At 71.8% G+C, this 18,474-nt stretch carries 18 protein-coding genes and 1 tRNA gene; 14 read left to right on the plus strand and 5 right to left on the minus strand.

The genetic code is table 11. The features are described from left to right. The first annotated feature begins 3 nt into the window (after nucleotides 1–3). Genes AC30CM_RS20565 through AC30CM_RS20600 form a run of 8 tightly spaced genes read left to right on the plus strand, consistent with a single transcriptional unit; the run spans nucleotide 4 to nucleotide 4,977 of the window. Nucleotides 4–609: a BMC domain-containing protein gene (locus AC30CM_RS20565; protein WP_490118765.1), complete on the plus strand. Its 606-nt coding sequence runs from the start codon at nucleotides 4–6 to the stop codon at nucleotides 607–609. Continuing rightward, nucleotides 606–1,130 (plus strand): hypothetical protein, encoded by a 525-nt coding sequence (locus tag AC30CM_RS20570; RefSeq protein ID WP_490118766.1) that lies wholly within the window; start codon nucleotides 606–608, stop codon nucleotides 1,128–1,130. The genes AC30CM_RS20565 and AC30CM_RS20570 overlap by 4 nt, the downstream gene beginning before the upstream one ends. Continuing rightward, nucleotides 1,127–1,372: a EutN/CcmL family microcompartment protein gene (locus AC30CM_RS20575; RefSeq protein ID WP_490118767.1), complete on the plus strand. Its 246-nt coding sequence runs from the start codon at nucleotides 1,127–1,129 to the stop codon at nucleotides 1,370–1,372. The genes AC30CM_RS20570 and AC30CM_RS20575 overlap by 4 nt, the downstream gene beginning before the upstream one ends. 56 nt (nucleotides 1,373–1,428) lie before the next feature. Next, nucleotides 1,429–1,710: a BMC domain-containing protein gene (locus AC30CM_RS20580; protein ID WP_490118768.1), complete on the plus strand. Its 282-nt coding sequence runs from the start codon at nucleotides 1,429–1,431 to the stop codon at nucleotides 1,708–1,710. A 3-nt stretch (nucleotides 1,711–1,713) separates the two neighbouring features. Beyond that, nucleotides 1,714–2,349, plus strand: coding sequence for a microcompartment protein (locus tag AC30CM_RS20585; protein WP_490118769.1), 636 nt, complete (start codon nucleotides 1,714–1,716; stop codon nucleotides 2,347–2,349). Beyond that, entirely contained in the window at nucleotides 2,349–3,344 is a 996-nt protein-coding gene (locus tag AC30CM_RS20590) for a phosphotransferase enzyme family protein (protein WP_490118770.1), read from the plus strand. The genes AC30CM_RS20585 and AC30CM_RS20590 overlap by 1 nt, the downstream gene beginning before the upstream one ends. A 23-nt stretch (nucleotides 3,345–3,367) precedes the next feature. Continuing rightward, a complete protein-coding gene (gene fabG, locus AC30CM_RS20595; protein WP_490118771.1) occupies nucleotides 3,368–4,150 on the plus strand; it encodes a 3-oxoacyl-ACP reductase FabG in 783 nt (260 codons plus the stop codon). A 38-nt stretch (nucleotides 4,151–4,188) separates the two neighbouring features. Next, nucleotides 4,189–4,977 carry a GntR family transcriptional regulator gene (locus AC30CM_RS20600; RefSeq protein WP_490118772.1) on the plus strand — a complete coding sequence of 263 codons (789 nt, stop codon included), beginning with the start codon at nucleotides 4,189–4,191 and terminating at the stop codon, nucleotides 4,975–4,977. Nucleotides 4,978–4,986: 9 nt separating this feature from the next. Here AC30CM_RS20600 and AC30CM_RS20605 read toward each other — a convergent pair whose 3' ends face one another. Further along, a complete protein-coding gene (locus tag AC30CM_RS20605; protein WP_490118773.1) occupies nucleotides 4,987–5,370 on the minus strand; it encodes a hypothetical protein in 384 nt (127 codons plus the stop codon). Between the two features lie 149 nt (nucleotides 5,371–5,519). Between AC30CM_RS20605 and AC30CM_RS20610 the strand changes: the two genes are divergently transcribed. The 5 genes from AC30CM_RS20610 (at nucleotide 5,520) to AC30CM_RS20630 (ending at nucleotide 13,188) form a co-directional block, all read left to right on the plus strand. Beyond that, a complete protein-coding gene (locus AC30CM_RS20610) occupies nucleotides 5,520–9,455 on the plus strand; it encodes a Pls/PosA family non-ribosomal peptide synthetase (RefSeq protein ID WP_490118792.1) in 3,936 nt (1,311 codons plus the stop codon). Next, nucleotides 9,452–10,795 carry a M1 family metallopeptidase gene (locus AC30CM_RS20615; protein ID WP_490118774.1) on the plus strand — a complete coding sequence of 448 codons (1,344 nt, stop codon included), beginning with the start codon at nucleotides 9,452–9,454 and terminating at the stop codon, nucleotides 10,793–10,795. The genes AC30CM_RS20610 and AC30CM_RS20615 overlap by 4 nt, the downstream gene beginning before the upstream one ends. Continuing rightward, nucleotides 10,792–12,039: a polysaccharide biosynthesis protein gene (locus AC30CM_RS20620; RefSeq protein ID WP_490118775.1), complete on the plus strand. Its 1,248-nt coding sequence runs from the start codon at nucleotides 10,792–10,794 to the stop codon at nucleotides 12,037–12,039. The genes AC30CM_RS20615 and AC30CM_RS20620 overlap by 4 nt, the downstream gene beginning before the upstream one ends. A 103-nt stretch (nucleotides 12,040–12,142) precedes the next feature. After that, nucleotides 12,143–12,847, plus strand: a complete 705-nt coding sequence (gene ppgS, locus AC30CM_RS20625) for a polyprenyl-phospho-N-acetylgalactosaminyl synthase PpgS (protein WP_490118793.1) — start codon at nucleotides 12,143–12,145, stop codon at nucleotides 12,845–12,847. Further along, complete coding sequence (locus AC30CM_RS20630) at nucleotides 12,844–13,188, plus strand: DUF2304 domain-containing protein (RefSeq protein ID WP_490118776.1); 345 nt, start codon at nucleotides 12,844–12,846, stop codon at nucleotides 13,186–13,188. Before ppgS ends, AC30CM_RS20630 begins: the two co-directional genes overlap by 4 nt. A gap of 35 nt (nucleotides 13,189–13,223) precedes the next feature. Here the strand turns inward: AC30CM_RS20630 and AC30CM_RS20635 are convergent, their stop codons facing one another. Both AC30CM_RS20635 and AC30CM_RS20640 read right to left on the minus strand, forming a co-directional pair. Further along, the gene (locus AC30CM_RS20635; protein ID WP_490118777.1) at nucleotides 13,224–14,129 is read right to left on the minus strand and encodes a sensor domain-containing diguanylate cyclase; all 906 of its coding nucleotides are present in this window, start codon (nucleotides 14,127–14,129) and stop codon (nucleotides 13,224–13,226) included. Between the two features lie 53 nt (nucleotides 14,130–14,182). Continuing rightward, the gene (locus AC30CM_RS20640) at nucleotides 14,183–15,121 is read right to left on the minus strand and encodes an NAD-dependent epimerase/dehydratase family protein (protein ID WP_490118778.1); all 939 of its coding nucleotides are present in this window, start codon (nucleotides 15,119–15,121) and stop codon (nucleotides 14,183–14,185) included. On the opposite strand from AC30CM_RS20640, the gene AC30CM_RS20645 reads away from it, so the two are divergent. Further along, nucleotides 15,087–17,003 (plus strand): hypothetical protein, encoded by a 1,917-nt coding sequence (locus AC30CM_RS20645; protein ID WP_490118779.1) that lies wholly within the window; start codon nucleotides 15,087–15,089, stop codon nucleotides 17,001–17,003. The genes AC30CM_RS20640 and AC30CM_RS20645 overlap by 35 nt on opposite strands. An 18-nt stretch (nucleotides 17,004–17,021) precedes the next feature. Here AC30CM_RS20645 and AC30CM_RS20650 read toward each other — a convergent pair. Then, nucleotides 17,022–17,097 (minus strand) — tRNA-Thr (locus AC30CM_RS20650). A gap of 85 nt (nucleotides 17,098–17,182) precedes the next feature. After that, nucleotides 17,183–18,400 (minus strand): DNA polymerase III subunit delta', encoded by a 1,218-nt coding sequence (locus AC30CM_RS20655; RefSeq protein WP_490118780.1) that lies wholly within the window; start codon nucleotides 18,398–18,400, stop codon nucleotides 17,183–17,185. Between the last annotated feature and the right edge of the window lie 74 nt (nucleotides 18,401–18,474).

The raw sequence follows: 18,474 nt of genomic DNA on the forward strand, positions 1-18,474 counted from the left end.
TCCGTGGCTGAACTGCGTTCCTTCATCTTCATCGATCGGCTGCAGCCGCAGACGATGTCCTACCTCGGCACCTGGATCAAGGGAGCGCTGCCGCGCGCCGGCGTCGCCGCCCAGATCATCGAGGTGGCACCGGGTCTGGACATCGAGGGCGTCACCGACGTCGCGCTCAAGCACGCCGACGTCAAGGCCGGCGTCCTGGTGGTCGAGCGGCAATTCGGCTACCTGGAGTTCCACGGCGACACCGGCTCGGTGCAGGCCGCCGCCGACGCCGCGCTGGGCGAACTGGGCGGCGGCGCCGACGCCGCGATCACGCCCCAGATCCTGGCGTCGCGGATCATCTCCAGCGTCGACCAGCAGCACGCCTTCCTGATCAACCGCAACAAGATCGGGTCCATGGTGCTGGCGGGCGAATCGCTGTACGTGCTCGAGGTGGCGCCCGCCTCCTACGCCATCCTGGCCACCAACGAGGCCGAGAAGGCCGCCGACGTCAAGGTCGTCGACTTCCGCATGATCGGCGCCACCGGGCGGGTGTACCTGTCCGGCACCGAGGCCGACGTCCGCCAGGCCGCGGCCGCCGCCGAAGAGGCCCTGGCGCGGAGCGTGCCGTGACCGGTATCGACCGCGAGCAGCTGCGGATGCTGGTGCGAGAGGTGGTGCGCGACGCCGTGCGCGACCTCGCGCCAGCCAGGCAGCCGGGGCAGCCGAGGCCCACACCCCCACCGCCGGCACCGCGTGCAGCGCCGACCCCGCAGACACCGCCGGCCACTCCCCCGGGCCCTCGGCCCACCGGGCCGCTGGCGGCCGACGAACGCTCCCGCACCGACACCGTCCGCATCGGCAACGACGCCGAACTCGACGCGTTCGTCCGGCAGCTGCTGCACCTGTTCGAGAACCCGAAGACACGGGCCGATCTGCGCGCCGGGCGGCTGACGTTCCGGCTCGCCGGGACCACGCGCGGCCCCGGCGGTGCCGGCAGGCGCATCGAGCGCGGTGCGGTCACCGAACGCCAGATCGCCGAACTCGCACAGACCAACACCACGCTGGTGCTCGGGCCCAAGGCCGTGCTCACCCCGCTGGCGCGGGAACGGGCCAGGGCGCTCGGCGTGACGATCGAAAGGGAGCGCAGATGATCAAGGGAACCGTCACCGGCCAGGTGTGGTCGACCCGCCGCGTCGACGGGGTGCCCGCGGGCGCGTTCCTCGAAGTCCAGGTCGACGGTTCGCACTCCACGCTGGTCGCCTTCGACGTCCTGGGCACCGGCGTCGGCGAACAGGTGCTCATCGCGCAGGGATCGGTGGCCGCCAGCTGGTTCACCGGCACGCCACCACCGGTCGACGCGCTCATCATCGGCTCCATCGACCCCACCGCCTGACCCTCGCACCACCTCGACACGACATTCCGTCAACCCACGATAAGAGGAGAAAAACCATGGCCAGCAACGCGATCGGCATGATCGAGACCAAGGGCTTCGTCGCCGCGCTCGCGGCCGCCGACGCGATGGTCAAGGCCGCCAACGTCACCATCACCGATCGCCAGGAGGTCGGCGACGGCCTGGTGGCCGTCATCGTCACCGGCGAGGTGGGCGCGGTCAAGGCGGCCACCGAGGCCGGCGCCGAGACCGCCTCGCAGGTCGGTGAACTCGTCAGCGTGCACGTCATCCCCCGGCCGCACGCCGAACTCGGCACGCACTTCTCCGTCGCCGCCCAGTAGCCCGTGGCTGCCACCGACATCCGGGTCTACCTGCCGATCGAGGATCTCCAACCGCAGTTCGCGGCGTACCTCGGCACCCCGACGCGGGCGCGCGGCTACCCGCCGTACGCGGGTGAGCACGCGCTGATCGTCGAGGTGTCCCCGGCCCTGGCCATCGAGCGGGTCATCGACCTCGCCCTGCGCGCGGTTCCGGGCGTGCAGCCCGGAATCCTGTACGTGGAGCGGCAGTTCGGCGTGCTCGAGGTGCATTCGGCGGACCTGGCCGACGTGCGCCGGGCCGGCGAGGCGATCCTGGAGGGCACCGGCAACTCCGCGGCCGACCAGCTGCGGCCCCGGGTGCTCTACCACGACGTCATCGCCGACATCACCGACCAGCACGCGGTGATCCTCAACCGCAACCGGCAGGCGTCGATGGTGCTGCCGGGCCAATCGCTGCTGGTCTACGAGATGACCCCGGCGCTGTTCGCGGCGGTGGCCGCGAACGAGGCCGAACGCGCCGCGCCAGAGCTCACACTGGTCGACGTGCAAATGATCGGCGCCGCGGGGCGGCTCTACATCAGCGGCAACGACGAGGACGTCACGACGGCGCGGGACCGGATCACCACCGTGCTCGCCGGCATCGAGGGACGCGAGCACTGATGGGCGGCGACTTCGTCGGCGACGACGTCGCCGTGGCCGAGGCCGCCCTCACCGCGTTCTGCGTGGCACCGGGGTCGACGCTGCGGCTGCTGAACCTCTCGGAGAACGCCACCTACGCCGTCGAGGACGCCGAGACCGGGGTGAAGTCCATCCTGCGGGTGCACCGCAAGGACTACCACCGGGCCCACGAGATCGAATCCGAGCTGCAGTGGCTCGACGCGCTGCGCCGCGACGGCGACGTCACGGTGCCGACCGTGCTGCCGGCCAGGGACGGCAGCCGCGTGGTCACGGTCGACGACGGCGGGACGGAGCGCCACGTCGTGCACTTCGACATGGTCGCCGGGGCCGAACCCGACGAGACCACGCTGACCCGTACCGATTTCGAGACGCTCGGGCGCATCACCGCCGCGCTGCACGACCACTCGCGTTCCTGGTCGCGGCCTGCCGGCTTCGATCGGTTCGCCTGGGACTGGGAGCACAGCCTGGGTGCGGCAGGCCGGTGGGGCCGCTGGCGGGACGCCGTCGGCGTCGGCCGGGGCGAGGCCGCGATCCTGGAGCGGGCCCAGGACCTGCTGCACCGGCGGCTGACCGACTACGGTTCGGGGCCGGATCGATTCGGCCTGGTGCACGCCGACCTGCGGTTGGCCAACCTGCTGGTCGACGGGGAGACCATCACCGTCATCGACTTCGACGACTGCGGATTCGGCTGGTACTTCTACGATTTCGGCACGGCCGTGTCATTCTTCGAGGACGATCCCGCCGTGCCGGAATGGCAGGACGCGTGGGTCACCGGCTACCGGTCGCGCCGGGACCTGCCCGCAGCCGACGAGGCCATGCTGCCGTCGTTCGTGCTGCTGCGTCGGCTGCTGCTGCTCGCCTGGATGGGAACGCACAGCCATTCGCGCGAATCCCAGGCCATGTCCATCACCTACGCCGAGGGCAGCTGCGCCCTCGCCGAGCGCTACCTCACCTCCGACGGCCAACGGTTGGCCTGAACCTCTCGAAAGGCGCCACCGCTATGTTCACTTCACTGCAGGGCCGCACCGCCGTCGTCACGGGCGGCAGCAAGGGCATCGGCCGCGGCATCGCCGAGACGTTCGCCCGCGCCGGCGTCAACGTGGTCATCACCGGCCGCAGCCGGGTCGACGTCGAGGCCACCGTCGACGCGCTGGCCGGGACCGCGGGCACCGTCAGCGGCATGTCCGCCGACGTGACCAGCCCCGAGGACTGCCGCCGTGTCGTCGACACCGCCGTCGAACGGCACGGCGGCCTGGACATCGTGTGCGCCAACGCGGGAATCTTCCCGTCGGCCAAGCTCGAAGACCTCACGCCGGCCGATCTGGAGGAGGTGCTGAGCATCAACTTCAAGGGCACGGTCTTCATCGTCCAGGCCGCGATGGCGGCGTTGGCGGCCAGCGGCCACGGCCGCGTCATCATCACGTCGTCGATCACCGGTCCCGTCACCGGCTACCCCGGATGGTCGCACTACGGTGCCAGCAAGGCGGCACAACTCGGATTCATGCGCACCACGGCAATGGAGCTGGCGCCGAAGAAGATCACGGTGAACGCGGTGCTGCCCGGCAACATCGTCACCGAGGGGCTCGCCGGAATGGGCCAGGACTACATGGACCAAATGGCCGCCGCGGTGCCCGCGGGACGGCTCGGCAGCGTCGCCGACATCGGCAACGCCGCGCTGTTCTTCGCCACCGACGAAGCCGCTTACGTCACTGGCCAAGCACTGATCGTCGACGGTGGACAAATTCTGCCCGAGTCGCAGGAGGCACTCGCCGACATGGCCTAGAATGGTCGGACCAATTGTGTGTCGAGACGGGAGGTCCGGTGCCCACGCCTACCGAGGAACTTCGGCGCCGGATCGTTGCCGACATCAACGCGGGCACCCCCGGTAGCAAACTGGGCAGCGAACGCGAACTCGCCGAGCGGTACCGCACCAGCCGGTCCAGCCTGCGCCAGGTGCTCGCCGCCCTCGAGGAGGCCGGGCTCGTCGAACGCGCGATCGGCCGGGCCGGGGGCATCTTCATCAGCCACGTACAGGTGCAGCGCAGCCTCACCGACGTCGTCGGCGTCCCGGCCTTCCTGGCCAACCAGGGGTACGTGGCGGGCACGCGCGTGCTCTCCACGAAGATCACCGCCGCCGACCGGATGACCCAGCAGGCCCTGCGGCTGGGCCCGGATGACTTCGTCGTGGAGATCCAGCGGGTGCGCCTCGCCGACGGTTCGCCAATCTCGTTGGAAGCGGCGCAGTTTCCCGCCGATGCCTTTCCCGGCCTGCTCGAGCAGCAGCTGGGCGGCTCCATCTACGAGATCCTCGAGTCGCGCTACGGCCTGGTGACGGCGAGGGCCGACGAGCGCATCGAAGCGGTCAACGCCACGCCCGAAGAGGCCAAACTTCTTGGCATCAAACCGAAGTCGGCGCTTTTGCTGATCACCCGCATCACCTACGACCAGCACGACGTGCCATGCGAGTTCTCACGCGACCTGTTCCGGGGCGACCGGACCCGTCTCGCGGTCACCGTCGAGGGCCGCGGCATCGGGGCGCAGTCGTCGGTCGACACCGCGACGGTGACGCTGCAGAGCCAAGAGGCACCCTTGACCTCGACCGTGATCTAGGTTGCACCCTCAGGCCGTCTTGCGCTCGCGGCCCGCCAGCAGCGTCAACACGTCGCGACCCAGCTGCCGCAGATCCTCCGGGGCCACCCCGGCCGACGGGACCAACGTCACGCCGTCGGCGACACCCGCGAGGTGGATGTCGGCGATCAGCCCCGTCAGACCCGACACCGTGCCGGCATACCGCACGGTGTCGTCGGCCTCGGCCGCCGCGACGGTGCGATAGTCCCCGGGCACCGCCACCGCGATGTCGAGGATCACCGCCACGTCGCGCCCGTCGGCGTGGATCCGAGCCGCGCTGCGCTGGGCGCGCTGCAGGTCGGGCGCCGAGAGCCGGACCACCGGGGAGCCGCCCGGCGTCAGCTCGCTGGGTTCGTCGTCTGACCGATCTGCCACGAATAGCCGCACCCCCGCGAGGTTAGCGGCGCGCTGAGTGCTCAGGCAGGGTTGCGATCAGCGAGAATCCAGGGGTATCGCGCGCGGTGCGCACCGGTGCGGATCAGTAGGTTGGTACGGCGTTGGCAGCGGATGTGAGGAGCGGACCGATCACCACCGAGCAGGGACACCAGGAGCACCGCGGGGACCAGCTGTGTCCGGACGTCCCCGCGCAGTACCTGCTGTCGGAGTCCGCGCCGCCGCCCCGCACGCTCGTCGACGTCCTGTACGCGACGGCGCAGCGCTACCCCGACGCCCCCGCCATCGACGACGGCGACGTCCAGCTCACCTACGCCGAGCTGATCGCCGACGTCGAGGAGAGCGTGGAGTGGCTGGCCGCGCGCGGCATCGGCCGCGGCGACCGCATCGGCATCCGGATGCCGTCGGGCAGCTACGCCCTCTACACCGCGATCCTGTCGACTCTGGCCGCAGGCGCCGCCTACGTCCCCGTCGACGCCGACGATCCCGACGAACGCGCCGACCTCGTATTCGGCGAGGCCGGCGTCGTCGGCGTCATCACCGAACGGGGCCTGATCCGCGGGCACGGCTCGTCCCGGGGCTGGCGCGCCGACCACCCGACGCCGCGCGACGACGCCTGGATCATCTTCACCTCGGGCTCCACCGGCACCCCCAAGGGCGTCGCCGTGACCCACCGCAACGCCGCCGCGTTCGTCGACGCGGAGGCCCGGGTGTTCCTGCGCGACAACCCGCTGGGTCCCGGCGACCGCGTCCTGGCCGGGCTGTCGGTGGCCTTCGACGCGTCGTGCGAGGAGATGTGGCTGGCCTGGCGCCACGGCGCCTGCCTGGTGCCCGCCCCGCGCTCCCTGGTGCGCAGCGGCATGGACCTGGGCCCCTGGCTGGTGTCACGCGACATCACGGTGGTCTCCACGGTGCCGACGCTGGCCGCCCTGTGGCCCGCCGAGGCGCTCGAGGCCGTCCGCCTGCTCATCTTCGGCGGCGAGGCGTGCCCACCCGAACTCGGCGAGCGGCTGGCCGTCGACGGCCGCGAGGTGTGGAACACCTACGGTCCCACCGAGGCCACCGTCGTCGCGTGCCTGGCCCCGCTGCGCGGCAACGCCCCCGTCAGCATCGGGCTGCCCCTGCCCGGATGGGACCTCGCCGTCGTCGACAAGGACGGCAGACCGGTCCGCCTCGGCGAGGTGGGCGAGCTGGTGATCGGCGGCGTCGGCCTGGCCCGCTACCTCGACCCCGAGAAGGACGCCGAGAAGTACGCCCCCATGCCGACGCTCGGCTGGGCCCGCGCCTACCGCAGCGGCGACCTGGTGCGCCTCGAGTCCGACGGGCTGTACTTCCAGGGCCGCGCCGACGACCAGGTGAAGGTCGGCGGCAGGCGCATCGAACTGGGCGAGGTCGACGCGGCGCTGGTGCACCTGCCCGGCGTCAGCGGCGGCGCGGCCGCCGTGCGACGCACCGCCAGCGGCACGCCGCTGCTGGTCGGCTACGTCGCCAGCGCCGACCCGGCCTTCGACCTCGGCGCCGCCAGGGCCGCGCTGGCCGAATCGCTGCCCGCCGCGCTGGTGCCGCGCCTCGTCCTCGTCGACGAACTGCCCACGCGGACCTCTGGCAAGGTCGACCGCAACGCGCTGCCCTGGCCCGTCGAGGACGTCGGCGCCGAAGACCCCGACCTCGGCGGCACCATGGGCTGGCTCGCGGGGCTGTGGCGCGACGTCCTGGCCGCCCCCATCGACGGCCCGGGAGCCGACTTCTTCGCCCTCGGCGGCGGGTCGCTGTCGGCGGCGCAGCTCGTCGCCGCCCTGCGCACCAAGTACCCCCAGGTGACCGTCGCCGACCTCTACGACCACCCGCGGCTCGGGTCGCTGGCCGGCTACCTCGACGAACTCGACCCGCCCCCGCAGATCGAGGAACGCACCGTCACGCCGGTAGCGCCGCTCACCCAGTTCGCCCAGGTGCTGGCCTCGGTGCCGCTGGCGACGCTCACCGGCATGCAGTGGATCGTGTGGCTCGCGGCACTCAACAACGTCACCGCCCACTACGGGCTGGTGCCCTGGGCCACCCCCATCAGCTGGTGGTGGGTGCTCGTCGGGTTCCTGCTGTTCGTCACGCCGCTGGGCCGCATGGGCATCGCGGTGGCCGCCGCCCGCATGCTCGTCGGCACCCTCGAACCCGGCACGTACCCGCGCGGCGGGTCCGTGCACATGCGCGTGTGGCTCGCCGAGCGCCTCGGGGAGGCCAGCGGCGCCGAGAACCAGGCGGGCGCACCATGGTTGGTGTACTACGCCCGCGCACTCGGCAACAAGGTCGGCAAGGGCGTCGACCTGCACTCCTCCCCGCCGGTCACCGGCATGCTGACCCTGGGTCACCGCTGCTCCATCGAACCCGAGGTCGACCTCACCGGCCACTGGATCGACGGCGACCTGTTCCACGTGGGACCCATCGAGGTGGGCAACGACGCCACCATCGGATCGCGCACCACGCTGCTGCCGGGTGCCGTCGTCGGCAAGAACGCCGACGTGGCAGCGGGATCCGGCGTCGTCGGCAAGGTCAAGGCCGGGCAGTACTGGAAGGGCTCACCGGCCATGAAGTCCGGCAAGGCCCGCCACCCGTGGCCCGACGAACGCCCGCCGCGCGCCCCGTTCTGGGTCGCGATGTACGGCATCACGTCCCTGCTCCTCGGCGGAATCCCGCTGCTGGCGTTGGGAAGTGGGCTGGCCGTACTGGTGTGGGGCGTGCACGGCACCCAGAGCCTCGCCGACGCCGCACTGCCCGCGCTGCTGTGGACACCCGTCGCCACCCTCGTCGCCGTCGTCGTCTACGCCGCGATCACGGTCGCCGGCGTCCGCCTGCTGGCCATCGGGCTCGACGAGGGCTACCACCCCGTGCGCAGCCGTGTCGGCTGGCAGCTGTGGGCCACCGAACGGCTCATGGACGCCGCCCGCGACTACCTGTTCCCCGTCTACGCCAGCCTGCTGACGCCGTGGTGGCTGCGGCTGCTCGGCGCCACGGTGGGCAAGGACACCGAGATCTCCACGGCACTGCTGACACCCAAGTTCACCGAGGTCCGCGACGGCGCCTTCCTCGCCGATGACACCATGGTGGCGTCCTACGAACTGGGCGGCGGCTGGATCCACGTCGCCAAGGCGGTCATCGGAAAGCGGGCGTTCCTCGGCAATTCGGGCATCACCCAGCCTGGCCGCCGCGTCCCCGACGACGGGCTGGTGGCCGTGCTGTCGGCCACGCCGCACAAGGCCAAGGCCGGCTCGTCGTGGCTGGGCAGCCCGCCCGTGCGGTTGCGCCGCCAGCCCACCGCCGCCGACGCGCTGCGCACGTTCCACCCGTCCACCAAGCTCAAGGTGTTGCGCGGGCTGGTCGAGACGTGCCGGGTCGTCCCCCTGATCGTCAGTTTCGCGATCGGCGTCGCCGTGCTCGGCTCGCTGCAATACCTCGCGGCGGCGCACGGCTACGGCTGGGCGGCGCTCCTGGGCGGGCTGGTGCTGCTGGTCGCCGGCGCCGTCGCAGGCACCGTCGCCGTGGTGGCGAAGTGGTTGGTGATCGGGCGGATACGCGCCATCGAACACCCCCTGTGGTCGTCGTTCGTGTGGCGCAACGAGGTCTCGGACACGTTCGTCGAAACCGTCGCCGCCCCGTGGTTCGCGCGCGCCGCCAGCGGCACGCCCGTGATGAACCTGTGGCTGCGCGGCCTCGGCGCGTCCATCGGGCGCGGCGTGTGGTGCGAGACGTACTGGCTGCCCGAGGCGGACCTGGTGTCACTCGGCGCCGGCGCCACCGTCAACCGCGGCTGCGTCGTGCAGACCCACCTGTTCCACGACCGCATCATGCGCATGGACACCGTGGTGCTCGACGACGGCGCCACGCTGGGCCCGCACTGCGTCGCGCTGCCGGCCGCACGCCTCGGCGAGAGCGCCATCGTCGGCCCCGCGTCACTCGTCATGCGCGGCGACGAGGTACCCGCCCACACCCGCTGGCAGGGCAACCCCATCTCGCCGTGGAACCCGGTGCGCAAGAAGCGCGACCGCGCCGCCAAGCCGAAGAAGTCCGCCGCGTGAAGGCGGTCTCGAAGAAGGCGGCCAAGCGCACCCCACCCGTGATCGACCCCTACCTGCCCGGCAACGGCAACTTCGGCTATCGGGTGTCGCGATACGAACTCGACGTCGAATACAAGGTCAGCGCCAACCGGCTCACGGGATCGGCACGCATCACCGCCGTCACGCTCGCCTCGCTGCGCACGTTCACCCTCGACCTCGCGCACACCCTGTCGGTGGCCAAGGTGACCGTCAACGGCAAACGGCCCCGCTCCTACCGCACGACCGGCGACAAGCTGCACGTGGAACTGGCCGCCGCGCTGCCCGCCGGCGCCGCGCTCACCGTCGACGTGCGCTACTCCGGAAACCCCCGGCCCATCCGATCCGTGTGGGGCGACGTCGGATTCGAGGAACTCACCAACGGCGCCCTGGTGGCGGGCCAACCCAACGGCGCGGCGTCCTGGTTCCCCTGCGACGACCACCCCAGCAGCAAGGCCAGCTACCGCATCGTCGTCAGCACCGACAACCCCTACCGCGTGGTCGCCAACGGCGAGCTGCTGGGCACCCGCACCAGGGCCGCCATGACCACGTGGACGTTCGAGCAGGCCGAACCCACGTCGACGTACCTGATCACGCTGCAGATCGGCATGTACGACGCGGTCCGGCTGGCCAAGACGCCCGTGCCCATGAACGCCGCACTGCCCGGCAGGCTGACGCGCGTCTTCGAGCACGACTTCGGCAGGCAGCCGCAGATGATGAAGCTGTTCGTCAAGCTGTTCGGGCCCTACCCGTTGGCGAGCGGCTACACCGTCGTCGTCACCGACGACGACCTCGAGATTCCCCTGGAGGCCCAGGGCATCTCGATCTTCGGCGCCAACCATTGCGACGGCAAACGCGGCGCCGAACGGCTCATCGCCCACGAACTCGCCCACCAGTGGTTCGGCAACTCCGTCACCGCGCGGCGCTGGCGCGACATCTGGCTGCACGAGGGATTCGCCTGCTACGCCGAATGGTTGTGGTCGGAACACTCCGGCGGCCAGACCGCCGACGAATGCGCCAGGCACTACCACGGCAAGTTGGCCGCCGCGCCGCAGAACCTGCTGCTGTCCGACCCCGGACCGCGCGACATGTTCGACGACCGCGTGTACAAGCGCGGCGCGGTGACGCTGCACGCGCTGCGCCGCGCCATCGGCGACGAGAGCTTCTTCCGCCTGCTGCGCGACTGGACGGCGCGGCACCGCCACGCCACGGCCGTCACCGACGACTTCACCGGGCTGGCCGCCAACTACGCCGACACCTCCCTGCGTCCGCTGTGGCAGGCGTGGCTGTACTCCACGGCCCTGCCCCCCTTCCCCGCCTCGTGACCGACGGCGCCGCGCCGGTCCCGGCCCAGGGCCCCGTCACCCGCGGCAGCGTCGTGCGGGTGGGAGCGGCCACGGTCGTCAGCGCGGTGTGCGGCTACGCGGTGCTCTACCTCGCCGCCCGCAACCTCGAACCCGCAGGCTTCTCGGTGTTCGCCGTGTTCTGGGGCGCCTTCGGGCTGCTGGCCGGCGCCGCCAACGGGCTACTGCAGGAGTCGACGCGTGAGGTGCGTCAGGCCCACGAGGCGCCGCCGGGCGGCCCGCGGACCCGGCCGCTGCGGGTGGCGCTGCTGGTGGGCATCGGGTCGGCGCTGCTGGTGGGCGTCACGGCGCCGCTGTGGTCGGCCCACGTGTTCAGCCAGGCGCGGCTGCTCAGCGTGGCGCTGCTCGCGGCGGGCATCGCCGGGTTCTGCATGCACGCCACCCTGCTGGGCGTGCTGGCCGGGGTGAACCGGTGGAGCGAGTACGGCACGCTGATCGTCGGCGACGCCTTCGGGCGCGTCGCCGTCGCCATCGCGACGTTCCTGCTGGGCTGGGGCCTGGTCGGCTACCTGTGGGCCACGGTGGCCGGGTCGGTGGCGTGGCTGGTGCTGCTGCTGGCCTCCCCCGCCGCGCGCGCCGCCGCGCGCGAACTGACCCCCGGGACCGTCGGCACGTTCCTGCGGGGCGCGTCGCACTCGATCGCCGCCGCCGGCGCCAGCGCCATCCTGGTCATGGGCTTCCCCGTGCTGCTCAAGGCCACCTCGGCCGACCTCGGCGCGGCGGGCGGGGTCGTGATCCTGGCGGTAACGCTGACCCGCGCGCCCCTGCTGGTGCCGCTGACGGCCATGCAGGGCAACCTCATCGCGCACTTCGTGGACCAGCGCGCCGCCCGGCTGCGCGCGCTGCTGATGCCGACGGCGGTGGTGCTGGGGCTGGGGGCGGTGGCCGTCGCGGTCGCCGGGCTGGCGGGCCCCTGGCTGCTGGAGGTCGCGTTCGGGCCGCAGTACCGGGCCCCCGGCCCACTGCTGGCGTGGTTCACCACCGCGGCGATCGCGATCGCGCTGCTGACGCTCACCGGTGCGGCCGCGGTGGCCGCCGCCCTGCACCGGGCGTACGCGGCGGGCTGGATCGGCGCGACGCTGGCCTCGGCGCTGCTGCTGTTGCTGCCGCTGGACCTGGAGACGCGCACCGTGGTCGCGCTGACCAGCGGCCCCGTCGTCGGCATCGTCGTGCACCTGGTGGCGTTGAGCCGGGCGCGCGGGTAGGCGACCGCGGCGCCGGCCACCGCCGGCCGTCGCGCCGCACGTCGCGACGTCTGGTGCCGCGCGCGGACCGGGTTACGCCAGCTCGACGGTGTAGTTTGTGCGCATCGACATCCCAGACACCCCCTACCGCGACGTGTGGATCGTGATCCCCGCGTTCAACGAGGCCACGGTCATCGCCGACGTCGTCACCGACGTCCGGGCGATGTTCCCCAACGTGGTGTGCGTCGACGACGGCAGCGCCGACGACACCGGCGAGCGCGCGCTGCGCGCAGGCGCGCACCTGGTGCGCCACCCCGTGAACCTCGGCCAGGGCGCCGCCATCCAGACCGGGGTCGAGTACGCCCGCAGCCGGCCGGGCGCCGCGGTGTTCGCGACGTTCGACGCCGACGGCCAGCACCGCGTCAAGGACGTCGTGCGCATGATCGACCGCCTGACCACCGAGGACCTCGACATCGTCGTCGGCACGCGGTTCGGCGGCGAGGTTCCGGTACGGATGCCCGCGCTGCGCCGCGTGCTGTTCCCCCTCATCGCCAAGCTCACGCCCGCCAGCCGCAAGCTGGGCCTCACCGACGCGCACAACGGGCTGCGCGTGTTCAACCGCACCGTCGCCGACGGCCTGAACCTGACGATGAACGGCATGAGCCACGCCAGCGAGTTCATCTCGCTGATCGTCGAAAACCATTGGCGGGTGGCCGAAGAACCCGTCGAGATCCTCTACACCGACTACTCGATGTCGAAGGGGCAGTCGCTCGTCAACGGCGTCAACATCGTCTTCGACGGGCTGATGCGCGGAAGGATGCGCCGATGAACTGGATCCAGGTGCTGCTCATCGTGGCCATCCTGACGCTGCTGGTGTACCTGCTGCGATCGCGGCGCAGCGCGCAGGCCCGCGCGTGGGTGAAGCTCGGCTACGTGACGTTCGTGATCGCCGCGGTGTACGCCATCGTCCGCCCCGACGACACCACGGTGGTGGCCAACTGGCTGGGCGTCGCACGCGGCTCGGACCTGCTGGGGTACGCCCTGATCATCGTGTTCCTGTTCACCACCCTGAGCACCTACCTGCGCTTCAAGGACCTCGAGCTGAAGTACGCCCAGCTGGCCCGCGCGGTCGCGCTCGAGGGGGCGCGCGCACCGAGCACGCCCGAATAGCCGCGCCCGAAAAGCCTGACCCGAAAAGCGCTGTCTCACTTGCGCTTCTCGGCGTAGAGCGCGTCGTCGGCCGCGGCCATGAGCGCGGCGACGTCAGCACCCGCCACGGGCGCTGACGCCAGGCCGACGCTGACGTCGGGCGTGCGGTCCCGCACGGCCTGCGCGAACCGCTGCGCAGCGTGCACGTCGGCGGCAACGATGCACACCGCGAATTCGTCGCCCCCCAGCCGCGCGAGCACCGCACCGCGCGGGGCCAGCGCGCTCCACGTCCTGCTGCGGGCCACCAGGTGCTCGTCACCGGCGGCGTGCCCGCGAGTGTCGTTGATTCGCTTGAACCCGTCGAGGTCCAGCGCTGCCACCGAGACGACGGTGCCGCGCGAGCGGGCCAGTAGTTCCGCGGTGGCGATCTCCCACCCCGCGCGGTTGAGCAGCCCGGTCAGCGGGTCGGTGCACGCGGCGGTCACCAAGCCGCGGCTGACCACGCCGAACGACTCGGCGACCCCGACGATGGCGACGGGGATGATCAGGTAGGTGGTGACGGCCTTCGGTGCCGGCGCCACCGCGAGCGCGACTTGGCATGCGGCGGTGAGGATCACGACGAGCGTCCACGCCACCCGCGGCGGATGGAACGCCCGCAGGTAGATCGCCAGGAACATCGCCGCGATGAGACAGGAGAACACCGCGGTGGTCAGCACGTGAAAGGCCATCACGACGGGGGTGGCGACGATCGCGGCGACGGCCGCGGGAAACGGCCGCTGCGGGCGCACCGCGAGATACGCCAACGCGGCGACGCCGAGGACGACGGCGACGATGCCTCCGACCGGGTTCGACAGCGTCACGTGGTCACGCACCGGGAACAGCGTGAGCGCCACGCCTGCCGCGTACAGGAACGTGGTGGCGCTCAGATGGATCCGCAGCATGCGCACCTGCTGGGCGCCCATCGAGCGACCAGCGACCAGCCCGAGGGGAAACACGCTGTCCCGTGCCCCGGCGGTCAGTCCTCGCGGAAGAAGTCGACCGTACGGGCGATGCCGTCGGCCAACGCGACCTTCGGCGTCCACCCGAGCACGCGTTGCGCCCGCTCGTAGGACAGCTGCGAGCGCTTCAGGTCGCCGAGACGCGGCGGGTGCAGCTCGGGCTGGTCCGGCGTGCCCGCGGCCGCGGCGATGGCGGTGTGCAGCTGGCGCGTGGACGTTTCCACGCCGGTGCCGACGTTGAAGCGCTGCCCGCCGCCGGCGTCGCCGGCGGCCCGGACGAACGCGTCCACCACGTCGTCGACGAACACGTAGTCGCGGGTGTCGTTGCCGTCGCCGAAGATCTTCGTGGGCCGCCCCGCCAGCAGCGCCTGCGAGAAGATCGCGACCACGCCCGCCTCGCCGTGCGGATCCTGCCGCGGGCCGTAGACGTTGGCCGGAGCGATGTGACTGCAGTCCACGCCGTACAGGTTGCGGAACATGTTGAGGTACACCTCGCCGCAGACCTTGCTCGCCGCATACGGCGACGACGGGTCGACGGGCATGTCCTCGGTGGTGGGATACCCGGGCGGGTTCTTGCCGTAGATCGACCCGCCGGAACTGGTGTGCACCACCTTGCGGACGCCGGCGCGGCGGGCGGCCTCGGCCAGCCGCACGGTGCCCACCACGTTGACGTCGGCGTCGCGTTCGGCGTCGTCGACCGACAGTTTCACCGAGATCTGGGCCGCCAGGTGGAACACCACCTCGGGCTGGACGTCGGCGAGCAGGCCGATCAGGTCGGCGTCGACGATGTCGGCCTTGGCGAACTCGAACGCGTCACTGCGCTCGGCGGCGGCGACGTTGGTGCTGCGACCCGAACTCAGGTCGTCGACCCCCACCACGCTGTGCCCGTCGGCCAGCAGGCGATCTACCAGCGTCGATCCGATGAAACCCGCGGCTCCCGTGACCAGTGTTCGCATGGGGTCACCATACCGAGGGCGGTCGGGGGTGCGGCCGCGCAACGTACAGTCGTGCACCGTGACGTGGCGAACCGGCGTGGGGCGACGGGGCCTCCTTCGGGTTCCGCCGGCGTGGGTTCCGCTGGCGTGGGTTCCGCTGGCGGCGGTCGCGCTGATCGTCGCGCAGCTGGCGGTGCGCGCGGTCCTGGCGGCCCACGGTTACTTCTACTGGGACGACCTGATCCTCACCGGCCGCGCGGGCACGCAACCGCTGCTGTCGCCGGGCTATCTGTTCGACGACCACGACGGCCACGTCATGCCGGGGGCGTTCCTGGTGGCGGGCGTCATCACGCATCTGGCACCGCTGAACTGGGTGGGACCCGCGGTGAGCCTGGTGGTGCTGCAACTGATCGCGTCGGTGGCGCTGCTGCGGGCACTGCACGTCATCCTGGGGTGGCGCCCAGTGCTGTTGGCGCCGTTGACCTTTGCCCTGTTCACCCCGCTGGGCCTGCCGGCGTTCGCGTGGTGGGCGGCGGCGTTGAACGCGCTGCCGATGATCGCCGCGCTGGCCTGGACGACGGCCGACGCGATCCTGCTGGTGCGCACCGGCAGTCGGCGGTACGCGGTGTCCGGCGCCCTGGCGTTCCTGGTGGCGCTGACGTTCTTCGAGAAGTCCGCCGTGATCCCGTTCGTCGCGTTCGCGGTGACGGCGCTGCTGGGCCACGTCACCGGCGAGTTCGGCTGGCGTGACGTGTGGCGGCGCGGGCGGTCGCTGTGGCTGGCGGCGGCGGCGGTGCTGGCCGCGTGGGTGGTCGTGTACCTGCTGGTGGTCGATCAGCAGCGCTGGACCTTGGACCTCGGCATGACGTGGGACCTGCTGGTGCGGTCGGTCACCCACGGCATCGTGCCCGGCCTGGTCGGCGGGCCGTGGGACTGGCAGCGGTGGGCGCCCGCCTCGCCGTGGGCGACACCGGGGGTGGCGGTGCGCACCCTGGGTTGGGTGGCGCTGGCCGCGGTGCTCGCGGTGTCGCTGACGCGCAAGCAGCGCATCGTGCCGGTGTGGGCGTGCGCCGTCGGCTACGTCGTCGCGTGCCAGGTGCCGATCTACCTGATGCGGTCGTCGCAGTTCACCGCGCTGGAACTGGCGCAGGCGCTGCGCTACCTGCCGGACCTGGTGGTGGTGCTCGCGCTGCTGCTGGCCGTGGGACTGTGCGCCCCCAACCGGGAGTCGCCGGCGCTGGACCGGTCGGTTTCCCGCGCGGCGGCACTGACCGCGCTCGCCGCGCTGTTCGTCGCCTCGAGCCTGTACTCGACCGTCACGTTCGACCGGATCTGGCAGGACAACCCCACGAAGTCCTACCTGCGGACGGGGGCGGCGTCCCTGGCCACGGCCGCGCGCGAGTCGGCCGCACCGATGCTGGACCAGGAGGTCGACCCGCTGATCCTGCAGCGCATCCAGTGGCCGGAGAACCTGGCCAGCCACGTCTTCGCGCTGACACCCCAGCGGCCCGAGTTCGCCTCGAGCACCACCGATCTGCGCATGCTGGACATGTCGGGGCGGCTGCTGCCCGCACAGGTCACGTGGGTGCGGTCGATGAAGCAGGGGCCGCTGCCGAACTGCGGGTACCTGGTGCAGCCGGACGCGCCGGCCACCATCCCGCTGGACGGTCCGCTGCTGCCGTCGGACTGGACCGCCGAGGTGAACTACCTGGCCAACAGCGACGGGTCCATGACGCTGTCGCTGTCGGAGGGGGTCGACGTGAAGGTGCCGGTGCGCCCCGGCCTGAACCGGGTGTTCGTGCGGCTGCCGGGGGCGGGCGACGCCATCGACGTGCGGGCCAACACCTCGGCGCTGTCGGTGTGCGTGGCGTCGGGACCGGTGGGATACCTGGCGCCGAAGTGACCGCGTCTGGAGGTTGCGTGGAGCCGCCTGGGGGAATCGAACCCCCGACCTATTCATTACGAGTGAATCGCTCTACCGACTGAGCTAAGGCGGCGTGCCTACCGGAGCACTCGTGGACGAGCACCGCTGTGGGCGCAGCAGAGTCTACGGCAGCCGCGGCCACCGACCAATTCGGCCCGTCAGCCGCGCAGGGACTGCCCGATGGTCGCCACCATCGCGTCGACCGCGAACTTCGGCTTGACGTTGGTGGCCAGCGCCTCCCGGCACTGCAGCACCGCCTCGATGCAGCGCAGCAGCCGGTCCGGAGGCACGTGCGCGGCCATCGCGGCCACCTTCTCCGCCATGTCGGGGTGGTTCGGCTGCACCGGCCCGGCGCCGGCCGAGACCACCAGCGCATCGCGGAAGTAGGTCGCCAGGTCGATCAGCGCGCGGTCCAGGGCGTCGCGCGACGCGCGGGTCTGCCGGGACTTCTGCCGCCGCTCCAGCGCGTTGAGCGCGCCGACCGTCCCCCGCATCGCGCCCGCGGCGCCCTTGCCGGTGCCGCCCGCTCCCAGCGCCGTGCGCAGTTCCTCGGTCTCTTCTTCGTTGCGGTCGGCGGTCAGGGCCTTGGCCTCGGCCTCGGCGGTGGCGACGAGCTCCTCGGCGGCCGCGTACGCCCGCGACGGGGTGGCGGCGTCGCGGGCCAGGCCCAACGCGCGTTGCCGCCGGGTACGCGCCTCTTCGTCGGTGGCCAGCCGTCGGGCGCGCCCGACGTGCCCGCCGCTGACCGACGCCGCCCAGCGCGCGTCGGCCTCCGACAGCCCGTCGGTCTCGACGAGCACCTGGGCGATGGCCTCCTGCTTGGGCGTCACCAACGCCACGTGCCGGCAACGGGACTTCAGCGTGATCGCGATGTCCTCGGGGTCCACCGACGGCGCGCACAGCAGGAACACCGTCGACGGCGGCGGTTCCTCCACCACCTTGAGCAATGCGTTGCCCGCGCCCTCGGTGAGGCGGTCGGCATCCTCGATCACGACGATCTGCCAGCGCCCCGTCCCGGGCCGCCGGGAGGCCACCTGCACGATGGATCGCATCTCGTCGACGCCGATGGACAGTCCCTCCGGAACCACCCGGCGGACGTCGGCGTGCGTGCCGGCCATGGTGGTGGTGCAGGCGCGGCACTCGCCACAGCCCGGGACGCCGTCCGACGTGCACTGCAGCGCCGCGGCGAAGCACAGCGCGGCGATCGAGCGGCCCGAGCCGGGCGGCCCCGTGACCAGCCACGCATGCGTCATGGTGCCGGTGGACGTCGGTACGTCCGACCTGTGAGCCGAATCACCACGGGCCGCGATGGCCGCGTCCACCAGTTCCCGCTCCACCGCATCCTGGCCTACCAGGCGCGAAAACACCCCGCTCATCGCGTTCAACCCTAGTGCCGACACCGACATCTTCCTCACCGACAGCGACGTTGCGGGTCAGCTTCGACCGTTAC

The organism is Mycobacterium sp. DHQP2018-32-09, assembly GCF_058148405.1.